7 protein-coding genes are annotated in these 11,481 nt (G+C 63.1%); 3 read left to right on the top strand and 4 right to left on the bottom strand.

From position 1 onward, the window contains the following. Positions 1-287 precede the first annotated feature (287 nt). Positions 288-2,168, top strand: coding sequence for a L,D-transpeptidase family protein (locus tag NKH35_RS29745; RefSeq protein WP_352917286.1), 1,881 nt, complete (start codon positions 288-290; stop codon positions 2,166-2,168). A 96-nt stretch (positions 2,169-2,264) separates the two neighbouring features. Here NKH35_RS29745 and NKH35_RS29740 read toward each other — a convergent pair whose 3' ends face one another. The 3 genes from NKH35_RS29740 to NKH35_RS29730 form a co-directional block, all read right to left on the bottom strand. After that, positions 2,265-2,735 (bottom strand): hypothetical protein, encoded by a 471-nt coding sequence (locus NKH35_RS29740; protein ID WP_023668992.1) that lies wholly within the window; start codon positions 2,733-2,735, stop codon positions 2,265-2,267. Positions 2,736-2,826: 91 nt separating this feature from the next. Next, positions 2,827-3,567, bottom strand: coding sequence for a lysozyme inhibitor LprI family protein (locus NKH35_RS29735; protein ID WP_352917284.1), 741 nt, complete (start codon positions 3,565-3,567; stop codon positions 2,827-2,829). An 83-nt stretch (positions 3,568-3,650) separates the two neighbouring features. Beyond that, positions 3,651-3,908 (bottom strand): PepSY domain-containing protein, encoded by a 258-nt coding sequence (locus NKH35_RS29730; RefSeq protein ID WP_023690752.1) that lies wholly within the window; start codon positions 3,906-3,908, stop codon positions 3,651-3,653. A 357-nt stretch (positions 3,909-4,265) separates the two neighbouring features. Here NKH35_RS29730 and NKH35_RS29725 point away from each other — a divergent pair, with 357 nt between their 5' ends. Next, positions 4,266-6,038, top strand: coding sequence for an adenylate/guanylate cyclase domain-containing protein (locus NKH35_RS29725; protein ID WP_352917282.1), 1,773 nt, complete (start codon positions 4,266-4,268; stop codon positions 6,036-6,038). 129 nt (positions 6,039-6,167) lie between these two features. Beyond that, on the top strand, positions 6,168-10,490 hold the full coding sequence (locus NKH35_RS29720; RefSeq protein WP_352917281.1) for a cytochrome P450: 4,323 nt from the start codon (positions 6,168-6,170) through the stop codon (positions 10,488-10,490). A 30-nt stretch (positions 10,491-10,520) separates the two neighbouring features. On the opposite strand, the gene NKH35_RS29715 is transcribed toward NKH35_RS29720, so the two are convergent. Next, a complete protein-coding gene (locus tag NKH35_RS29715) occupies positions 10,521-11,207 on the bottom strand; it encodes a Crp/Fnr family transcriptional regulator (RefSeq protein WP_023668987.1) in 687 nt (228 codons plus the stop codon). Positions 11,208-11,481: the final 274 nt, after the last annotated feature.

The raw sequence follows: 11,481 nt of genomic DNA, 5'->3' as shown, positions 1-11,481 counted from the left end.
CCCGGGCCCGCCGGCCCGCCCGGGCGCGGCGCCCCCGGCGCCCCCCCCCCCCCCCCCGGGCCCCCCACCCCCGCACCCCCCCGCCGCGTGCCCCGGGGGGCCGCGCCACCCCCGCCCCCCACGTCACGATGTTGTGAAACCGTTCTGCAACAGGCCTGCGGAAATTTATGGAAGCTTAACGAAATCGGTATGAATCGGTATAGTAGCGCCTTACATCCGCCATGCGGTTGGCAAGATCGTCTAGCGGCGCGGAACGGGAGCCGGCTTGCAGCCGGAGCGGGTGATTAATGAAATTCCTCGGAAATAAAGCCACCGTGATGCCGCTTGCAGTGGCGGCAGCACTGGCCTTCGGTGTGCCGCAGGCAAGCGCGCAAGGCCTGTTCGACATGCTGTTCGGCGGTGGCGTCAAGCACAGGCCGCAAGGCGAATTCCCGCCGCCGCCAAAGCGCAAGCCGAAGCCCGCCGTATCGGGCGGTGGCGGCACCAGAATCAGCAGTCCGTCCTACTACACCTACAAGGCCGACCGGCTGGTGCGCGTCGACTTTGCCGCATTGGTGGCAGCACCTCCCCAGGTGGCAACAGCTGAAGACGCCGCCTTTGTGCCGTCGGCAACCAGCACTGCCTTCCGTGAAGCCGTTGCAGGCCTCAGCGACTATGAACTCTATGCCGAGCCCGATATCGCCAAGGCACTGATTGCCTATTACTCTGCCAATCCTGATTTCATCTGGGTGAACGAGGGCAATCCCAATGCCCGCGCCCAGGACGCGGTGAGGGTGCTTGGCGAGGCCGCAAGCTATGGTCTCACGTCGGCCGACTACACGGTCGAGGTGCCGGCAGCCAACGCATCGGCAGTCGATGCCGATGCCCATCTGAAGGAACACGTGCGCTTCGAGATGGCGCTGTCGGCGCGCGTGCTGCGCTATGCCCGTGACGCCCAGAGCGGGCGCGTCGATCCCAATCGCATCACCGGCTACTATGAATTTCCGCCGAAGCCGGTCGACATGGAAGGCGCGCTCAAGACGCTGGCCCACACCCAGGAAGTGCGCACCTACCTCGAATCGCGGCACCCGCAGAACGCGGAATATCAGGCGCTGCGCGTCGAACTTGAATCGCTGCAGGCGAGCGCCGAAAACGAAATCGTCGTCGATCCCAAGCTGTTGCTGAAGCCCGGCGAGACCAGCGCCGAACTGCCGAAGCTGCTGACGCTGATCGCGCGCAATCTCGACGACGAGATGGGCGGCGCCTATGGCGAGATCCTGTCTCGTCTCGGCACCAGCGATGTCTATGTTCCCGAACTGGTTCCGATCATCAAGGCCGTGCAGGTGAAGGCCGGCATGAAGGGCGATGGGGTCATCGGCCCGCGCACCGTCGCCTCGCTCGCCGGCGCATCCAAGGCCGACAGGCTGCAGAAGGTGCAGGTCGCGCTGGAAGAATTGCGCTGGATGCCGTCCGATCTCGGCAGCCCGCGGGTCTTCATCAACCAGCCCGCCTTCACCGCCAGCTATATCGACAATGGCGAGGAGAAGCTGAAGACCCGCGTCGTCATCGGCCGGACCACCAACCAGACCGCCTTCTTCTTCAAGGAGATCAAGCAGGTCGATTTCCATCCCTATTGGGGCGTGCCGCAGTCGATCATCGTCAACGAGATGCTGCCAAGGCTGCGTGGCGATCCGGGCTATCTCGACCGTGCCGGCTACGAGGTGACCGATTCGCGCGGCAGGCGGGTTCCCTCTTCCTCGGTCAATTGGGGCGCCTACGGCGCCAACATTCCCTACAGCGTGCGCCAGCAGCCGAGCGAAGCCAATGCGCTGGGCGAACTGAAGATCCTGTTCCCCAACAAGCACGCCATCTACATGCACGACACGCCGCAAAAATCCTTCTTCCAGCGCGATATGCGGGCGCTCAGCCATGGCTGTATTCGCCTTCAGGATCCACGTGGGATGGCGGCGGCGGTGCTCGGCGTCTCGGTCGACGACATCGCCGAAAAGCTCAAGCACGGCCATGCCAGCGAAGACGTGACACGCACGATTCCCGTCTATGTCTCCTACTTCACTGCCTGGCCGGATCTGTCCGGCAAAGTCGAATATTTCAACGACGTCTACGACCGCGACACGCGGCTGATGCAGGCGCTGGAAGCGACTGAAGCGGTGCGCTCGCCGACGAGCTGAACCAGCGGAGTTCCTCGTTCAACGAACGAGGAACTCACTTTGTCTCTCTGGTTTTATTAGATTTTTGGCCGATGGACGGTCGCCCGTTTCCTGCGATCAGCGCTGGATGAGCGGACGCCGGAAGCCGGCGTCGCGGCCCGCGATCAGCCAATAGACCAGACCGGCTACGAGGCCGGCGGCGGCGATGATGCCGATATCGGCCCAGCGTCCGGCATCCTCTTCCGCGGCCGGCCAGACCAGGAAAAAGCCGGCTGCAGCGGCAGCGGCGCCAAACAGCATGTGCACCAGGAAATTGCGCAGGGCAAAGAATTCGGCGAGCAGCGCGAAGATCAGCGTCTGCAGGCCGGTCAGCACGATCGTCAGGAAATAGACGACCATGCCGAGCGGCGGCCACAGCAGCACGACAATGGGCGAAAATTGCATGGCGCCGAAATAGTCCGGCGCGTTGGGCAATACGGCGAGTGCGCAATATATCGCCACGACCGCGAACAATCCGATCAGCACCGAAACGAAATAGCCGGCAAGCATCATCAGGATGCGCTTCAAAACATGCTTAACCATGGCCATGCACCCCCGTGCCCTGCAACTGTTACGCGCACTCAGCCATCAAAGGCGGATCGGCGCAAGAGTGCATCCAGCAGTGCTTTGCGGCAAATCTTCAGGCGCCGCCGCATAGATGTTGTGAATCCGGCAAAACCCATGTGCCTTTTATCGTGAGGTCGACGCCGTAATAGACCCGCCCGCGCTCGTCGCCCTGCGGACAATCCCTCGGGATCGATATAAGGCACATGACGACAGGATCGCCGGCTTTCGAACTGGCAAGGCCAGGCTCCCGCTCGTAGGAAACCCCGGCCCCGCCATTGCTGAACCGCGCCAGGCTGCCGGCTTCAGGGCCGGCGGTTTCCAGCGGGTCGTCGCCGAGCCGCGTCGTCAGCGCGGTGATGTGGGTCAAGGCGCATTGGCCGATCGACGAGGGCAGGGGCTGGTCGAGGCTGCCCGGATGGCGGGCCGCGGTGTCGAGCGCCTTCTTGCCGATCAGGGCGATGTTGTAGTCCTGCACCCAGGACGGCGCATTGCCGTAGGTCTGCAGCGCGTTGTTCTGGGCGCTGACGATGCAGGCAGCATCCTGCCCACAGGCGTTCCTGTCGGCGATGAGCGCACGGGCGATCTTGCGCTTGTCGCCGCCAAAGGCTGGCTCGAAACCCGTAAAGGCCTTGGCGACCGAGGCATCAATTGCCGACAGTTGCGGGTCGGCACAGATCGCCTTTTCCACCGGCAGGCTGGCTTTCCGGCAATCGAAGGACGGCCCGTCGGCACGCGCTGGACCAAGGCAGACCGCCGCGCCAGCCAGTGCGACGACAAGCGCAAGCGAGTTGGCAATTCGATTGGAAGAAAGCATGGTCGCCCCGTTGTCCGACAACTGCCACCATTCTAGGCGAAAACGCGGCGGACGGAATTGCCGAAGCGGTGTCGGTATCGGCGCTATTTCGGTTCGGCGGTCACGGGATCGAAGGTGATTTCGACTTTCGCCTTGTCGGCGGTGTAATAGGTGACGGTGTACCCTTCCTTGTCCCAGTCGACCTCCTTCACATAGCGAAAGCCGTCGCGCTGCTCGACCTTGGCGATGATTGCCGACAGTTTCTGGGCATTCGTCGGCGGCAGTGGGCTGTCATCCGCGGCAAAGGCCGTCGAGCCGGCCAGAAGAACGACGACACCGGTCGCCAGAACAAGATTTCGCATGATTACCCTCATTTCACGTTGGCATGAACCGCACCGGAAACTCGCAGGCAGCACAGTTTGTTCCGAGAGCTGACATCGCGCAGCTTCCGTGAAGCCCTGGATCGCCGCGCTCAGAGCGACGGCACGCCAATATTTGCGCCAACCGCCGGCCAACCATGAGTGCTGCTACGGCCCGCGCTGGACAACCCGATGGTGGTAGAGCTTTGCCCAAGACCCTGCTAGACTTCTGGTCCTGGCGGGGTGGCATGGCGCGCCAACCCCGCCGGAATCTTCATCTCTCAGCGCGCGGCGAAGTGTTTCAGGAACGGGTCGTCGCCTGTGCTGGACCAGAACCAGAAAGGGAGCGGGGGCTCGAACATGGCTGTACGGAACTACACCCGTCAGCTGGCGACAATCATTTCTATCGATGCCGTCGGGTTCTCCCGGCTGATGGGCATCGACGACGAGTCTGCTGTCGCGGCATTCGAGGAACGGCGCGACATCATCGCCGACAGCTGTGGCACATTTGGCGGCCGCACGTTCGGCGACGCCGGCGACAGCATCATGGCCGAGTTCGGCAATCCGATCGAGGCGTTGCGCGCGGCCTTTGATTTCCAGGGCCGCATCGTCGCCCTCAACGCCGAGGTTGCCGACGACATGCGCATGCCGTTTCGGGCCGGCATCAACACCGGCGACGTCATCGTGCGTGGTGGACGCCTCTACGGCGACGACGTCAACATCGCCGCGAGAATCCAGGAATTCGCGCCGGGCGACGGTCTCGCCGTTTCGGAGACGACCTGGCACCATGTGAAGGACAAGACGGCGGCCGAATTCACCGATCTCGGCGAATTCATGCTGAAGAACATCGCCTTGCCGGTGCGCGTTCTGATCGCCGGCCGCAGTGGCAACGGATCCTCGCCGGCGGCGTCGTTCGCCGCCATTCCCCAGGCCAATGCGCAGCAGAAGCTGTCGTCCAAGGGGCCGCCGGCGATCGCCGTCCTGCCCTTCCACGCCGATGGCGGCGAGCATGACATCGGCTACATGGCCGACGGCATCGCCGAGGACATCATCTATGGTCTTTCCAACACCAGATGGCTCTCGGTCATCGCCAAGGGCTCCAGCTTCCAGTTCCGCGACGACACGCTGGGCACGCGGGTGATCGGCAACGCGCTCGGCGCGCGCTACATCGTCAGCGGCACGCTGATGCGCAATGGTGGCCAGATCCGCCTCAACACCTCGCTGGCCGACGCGTCCAACGGGCGGCTGGTGTGGTCGCAGCGCTTCGATCGCGATCTGGTCGACATCTTTAACCTGCGCGACCAGATCGGCGCTGAGATCGTTTCGATCCTCGACAAGGAGGTCGACCGGGCGGAACAGGCACGCACCTTCCAGGTTCCCTGGGAAAGCCTGGAGACCTGGCAACTGGTGCGACGGGGCCGCTGGCACATGAACCGGCGCACCCGCGGCGACACCGAAACCGCACTCGAGTTCTTCCAGAAGGCCTACCGCGAGGACGCCAACTCGAGCGCCGTGCTCAACGAACTGGCGTGGTGGTATTTCTGGCGGGCATGGCTGCGTTTCGGCGACAGCGACGATTTGAACAAGGTCGAGCAGTTTGCCCGCAAGACGTTGCTGGTGGACAGCCTGGATGCGCGCCCGCACGCCCATCTCGGCGCCGTCGACATCATGCGCGGCGAACCGCGGTCGGCCGTCGACCATCTCGAGGAAGCGATCCACATCAATCCGAGCTTTGCCTTCGCGCGCTCGGCCATGGGCAGCGCCCAGCTGCTGCTCGGCAATGCCGCGTCAGCGATACCGTTCTTTCTCGATACCGAGCGATTGAGCCCGTTCGACCTCTACCGCTTCCACAATCTGGGGGAACTGACGGCGGCCTACTGTTTGGTCGAGAACTGGCCGGCGGCGATCGCTGCCGCCGATCGCTCGCTCAACCTGTCCCCCGGCTATTTTTATTCCAGGTTCCTGAAGATCGGCGCGCTGATGCGAAGCGGCCGGCCGGAACAGGCGCGGCGCGAGATGACCATTTTCACCACCCGGCATCCTGATTTTTCAGAACAGCGTGTGCGCTGGATACCTTTCACCGACAAGGCCGCGAACGAGTTCCTCGTCGCCAATTTCCGACTGGCCAAATGAACATGGCGTCAATGCTGGCTGGAACATGGACCAACTGTGAAAAGATTCACATACGTGCAACCGATGCAAACCTAGGCGTTGAACGGCCGGCATCGCAATAACGTGGATAGCCGGGGGGCTTGAACGCGCATGACCGAACTGAAGTATTTCGACGCTATTCGCGCGGCCCAGAAAAACCAGCGCCCGCTGTCGGAAATGCCGCCCTTCGATCTCGGCCGGATCCGGAAGACAGGGCTGATTGCGCGCATCGTCGGGTCTCTGGCCGAAGACCCCCGCTGGGCGCTTTCCTTGTTGCGGCGTTTCCGGCCGACCGGCAAGCTCTTCGGTGTTCTCGTGGTCACCAAGAACGCCGATGTCCGCGACATATTGGAGCGCGGCGACGAATTCCAGACCCCATACGGCCCGGAAATGACCGAGCTTGCCCGGGGATCCAACTTCATCCTCGGCATGCAGGACGGCGCCGACTACCGGCGCATGAAATCGTCGGTGCTGAGTGCATTCCCGCCGGCCGAGGTCGAAGCCGCCGTCAGGCCGATCGCGGCGCGTCATTCGCAAGAGATCATGACGCGCGCCAGCCCCGGCTTCGATGCGATCTCCAAGTTGATGAAGATCGTCCCGGTGCACATCTGCCGCGATTATTTCGGCGTCGAGATCGACGATGAATCCGAATTCGCCGACTGGGCGATCGCGCTGAGTGCGCTGTTCTTTTCGGACCCGACGGCGAGCCCCGTCATGCGCGAACTCGCAGTGGTGGCGGGCGACCGTCTTCTCAAAGTCATCGATCGCTCCATCCAGTCGGCGAGGGACCGGGGCTTGAAGGCCGAGCAACCGCTGGCGAGGCTGGTTGTCCAGACGGATCAGGGCCGCCTGTCGCGGGACGACCTCAATGCGATCATGCTGGGCATGATCGCCGGCTTCGTCCCGACCAATGTGTTGGCCGCCGGCAATTGCCTCGACGTGATCCTGTCGCGGCCCGACGCACGGCAGGCTATCGATGCCGCATTGGCCGAAAACGATACCGCCAAGCTCGACAGGGCCGTCCTTGAAGCCATGCGCTTCAAGCCGATCTGGGTCGGCCCCTGGCGCTACACGGCCCGCGACGCGATCATCGGCAAGGGTACGCGCCGCGAGCGCCTGGTGAAGGCCGGCACGGTGGTGATGCCGGCGACGCTGTCGGCGATGTTCGATGCCGACGCCGTGCAGAACCCGGACCAGTTCGACACATCGCGCCCGTATCGCGACTACATGGTCTTCGGCCACGGCATTCATCAGTGCATCGGCGCCGAGATTGCCAGGATCCAGATCGGCGAAAGCCTGCGCGCCCTGTTCCAGAAGCAGGGCGTGCGCCGCATGCCCGGCAAGGCCGGGCGGATGACCCGCATCGGCGCCTATCCCGAAACGCTCAAGGTCGATTTCGAACGGGCAGAACTCTGCCGCACCGTAACGCAGTCTATGGTGACGGTGGTCTGCCCGGTCACCCGATCCGCGTCGCTGGATGCTGTCCGCGACAAGGTTGCCAGCCTCGGCAACCCGGCCGTCGAAGATATCCGCACCGCGCTCGACATTGCCGGCACCGTCCACTTCACCAGCCTGACCGTGGTCGGCACCGGCGAGATCGGCGCTGATTCCGGTCAGGAAAAAGGAGCTCTGGTTCTCGAGATTTCCGGTGACGGCAGCATCGACGATGTTATCGATGCGGTCACGCACGCCATCGGGCACCGGCTGCGGCCGATCTTCAAGGATGTCTGCGATCTGCGCGATGGCGGCGCATTGAACGATTTCCTGCGCAAGCACAATGTCGACATATCGCCGTCCTTCGGCAGCAATGCCGGACTGGTGTTTTCGGGCACGCCGGGGCACTCGGTCCAGCGTATCAAGGCCGAGCAGCAGCTTTTCGAAGCCGTGCGCGACATCGTCGAGCGGCCACGCAAAGGCGCCGGCAACGCTCCTGCCGTGCTCGCTGAAGTTCGCCAGCATGTCCAGTCATTAGAGACGTTTGCCTGGGCGTTCGAGCCGGCCGAGAGCCTGCTGGAAAAGCCGCCGGGTCATTGGGGCCGTGCCCTGATGACGACGTTGCTGGTACCGCCGGTCTTCGTCACGGTGGCGATCATCTGGGCTGCTTGCTGGTACATGGCCTACGGTGTGGTGTTCGGCAGATCTATCGACATCAGTTCCCAGGAAATCTCCTTCACCGCCATAGCCGTAGCAATCACCTCACTTCTGTTGTCGGGACTCGGAGTGTTGGTGGCAGCGGCGCTGCTGGCGTTTTCGTGCTTGCTGGCGCTGCGACGCCGCGAGGACAGGGATCGGCCGGAAAGCACATCGATCGGCATATCTGAATTGAACGCGATACTCGTCAAGGAGGGCCACGCGGCACAAAACCATCTGACTGCGATTTCGACGATGAAGGCCGGCATTCTGCGGCGGCTGGCGCTCAGGTTTTCTTTCTACCTGATCTCGATAGCTGCCCAGAAGGTATTCAAGCCAGGCTTCCTCAACACCATCAACACCATCCATTTCGCCCGCTGGATACTGCTGCCCGGCTCCAACCGATTGATGTTCTTCTCCAACTACGGCGGCAGCTGGGAAAGCTATCTTGAGGACTTCATCGCCAAGGCGTCCGCTGGCCTCACCGGCGTGTGGAGCAACACCGTGGGCTATCCACGCACACGATGGCTGTTCCTGGACGGCGCGCGCGACGGCGATCGTTTCAAGCGCTGGGCGCGGCGCCAGCAGGTGCCGACCCTGTTCTGGTACTCCGCCTATCCCCAAATCAACACAGAGCGCATCCGGATCAATTCCCAGGTCAGGCGCGGCATTGCTTCCGCCGTCGGCAACGAGGCGCGCGACTGGCTGAGCTTGTTCGGTTCGCTACGGCGCCCGGCGAGCGAAACAACCACCGTTCAAAAGACCACTTCGCTGCTGGCCAATATCAGCTCTGCCTTTCCGGCGCCTCTCGAGCAGCAGCTGGAAACCGGCGAGATCCAGTCCATCTTCTTCGGCCCGCTCGGCCCGCTCGCTTATTCGCATATGCTTGCGATCCGGGTGCCGGACAAGTTGCCGGCGCCCAAGCGCAGAGCCTGGCTCGATTTCGTTGTCGAGCAGACGAGTTTCGGCGAAGGCAGGCCCGCCGGGCGAGCTATGATAGTCGCCTTTGGTCCCGGTGGCCTGCGGCAGTTTGGGCTCGACGAGGGTGTGGAGGGCGATCCACTGGAAACATTTCCGATCGCCTTTCGCCATGGCATGGGCAATCCCGAGCGTGGGCGCATACTGGACGACCGAGGCCGCGACGGCCCGGACGAATGGGAGTGGGGGTCGTTGGAGAACCCTGTGGACCTGGTCATCGTCTGCTATGCTGAAGACCCGGGACGGTTGAAGACCGAGATTGCCACCGTGAGACGAAAGACGACCGGTGCAGGCATGAAGGTCGTCGCCGAACTGCCGCTCGCCGTAAACCGGGGTCCGACCGACACGAAGACGAAATCGTCCGACGGGGCAAAGCGTGACGATCGGTCGGAACGTGGGCCAGCCTACGAGCATTTCGGTTTCGCGGACGGGATTTCGCAGCCGATTGTCCGCGGCACGACCCGCGCCAGCAGGGGCGCCGCGCCCATGCATCTGGTCGCGCCCGGCGAGTTCCTGTTCGGCTATCGTGATGAGCATGGGTTCTATCCAGCCTCGCCCTCGGTAAGCGCATCACGCGATCGGACCGGAATCCTTTCGCAGGTGCGCCGTAGCCGGCTGATTCCGGGCCTGCCGCCACCGCCGCGCGATTTCGGGCGCAACGGTTCATTCCTGGTTATTCGCCAGTTCGAGCAGCACGTCGACGTCTTCAACAACTACTGCAAAAAGGCTGCAGCCTTGGTCGCGAGCCAACTCGGCAACCAAGCCATCACGCAAGACTGGATTGCCGCCAAGATGCTCGGCCGCTGGCAGAACGGTAGCTCGCTGGTGCGAAACCCCGATCATCCGGGACGCGTCATCGACAACGACTTCGCCGCTGGCGCCGAGGATCCGCAAGGCCATCGCTGCCCGCTTGGTGCCCACATTCGCCGTTCCAACCCACGCGACTCGCTGGGTGAGGACCGCGATACGCAGATCAATATCGGCAAGCGCCATCGTATCCTGCGGGTCGGCCGTACCTATGAGAAGCAGGACGGCAAGAATGGCAAGGTCGAAAAAGGGCTGCTGTTCATGTGCCTCAACGCCGACATAGAGCGCCAGTACGAATTCATTCAGCAGACCTGGGTTTCGTCGGCCACGTTCCAGGGCCTCGTCGCTGAAAAGGACCCGACGATTGGTTCGCGCAGCGGTGATGGCAGGTTCACCATTCCGTCATGGGAAAAGGTCACGACGCTCCGTGACATGCCGCAATTCGTCACCACCAAGGGTGGTGGATACTTCTTCATGCCCAGCCGCTCGGCGCTGCGCTACCTGATTTCGCGGCTCTGAGTCTTAGCCGGGGCTGATTCGGGATCGGCGTCAGTCGTCGTCCTGCGATTCGGCGATATGGCGCAGCGCCCCGGTGTCGGTGATGCGCAGGCCGCCGCGTTTGATGGCAATGAACGAGCGGTTGCGCCAGTCGTTGAGCGTCTTGTTGACGGACTCGCGCGTGGCGCCGAGGAACTCTCCGAGTTCCGATTGCGAGATCGGGATCCAGCCGGCGCTGTCGGCCATCACCTTGGCCAGGAAGACCAGGCGTTTGGCGAGCCTCGCCTCGATGCCGAAGAAGGCCTGGTCGCCGAGTTCGCCGCTGACCCAGCGCAGCCGGGCGCACAGAAGTTCGATCATCGCGCGTGCCAGCGGTGGATTTCTCTCAATGCGATCAAAGAGTTGTGTCCTGCTGAGCGAAACCAGCTCGCAAGCGGTCAGGCAGATGGCGGTGGCGGTGCGTGGCCGCCCGTCAAGCGCGCCGATCTCGCCGACGAGGCTGCGCGACAGCTCGATATTGGCCACCAGCTTCTGCCCGCCAGGCGAATAGATCGAGATTTCCACCGTGCCGCTCATCACCCCGTAGATTCGGTCGGCGGCATCTTCCTGGACGAACAGATGCTGGCCGGCGGCGTAGCGCTCGACCTTGCAGCCGCTGAACAGGATATCGAACAGCTTTGGATCGATGCGTGCCAGGCGCGGCAGATCGTTTCTGTCGTTTGGGCCGCCAAAAGCCATGTTCCAAATTCCCAATTGCCGCAATCGGCGAAGTTTAAGGGCCGAAGTCTAAGGCAAGAGTGCACCGCGTCAAAGGCCGGCGTTCATCCCTTGCGATTACGCCTTGTAAAGGCTTGGCGCAGTGGTCGCGCCCAGTGCCTGGCTCGTGCGGGGCGGAAAGCCGCCGGGCCCCCCGGGGGGGCGGGGCCCCCCGGGCCGGGGCCACAGATAAAAAATGGTTTGTGGGTAAAATTTTTGTTAAACCCCCGGGCCCCCAGGGCCGGGCCACCCGGTG

The sequence above is a fragment of the Mesorhizobium sp. M1143 genome (assembly GCF_040318435.1).
Taxonomy (GTDB): Bacteria; Pseudomonadota; Alphaproteobacteria; order Rhizobiales; family Rhizobiaceae; genus Mesorhizobium.
The sequence above is the reverse complement of the archived record's forward strand: the minus strand, read 5'-3'. Positions and strand labels throughout refer to the sequence as shown.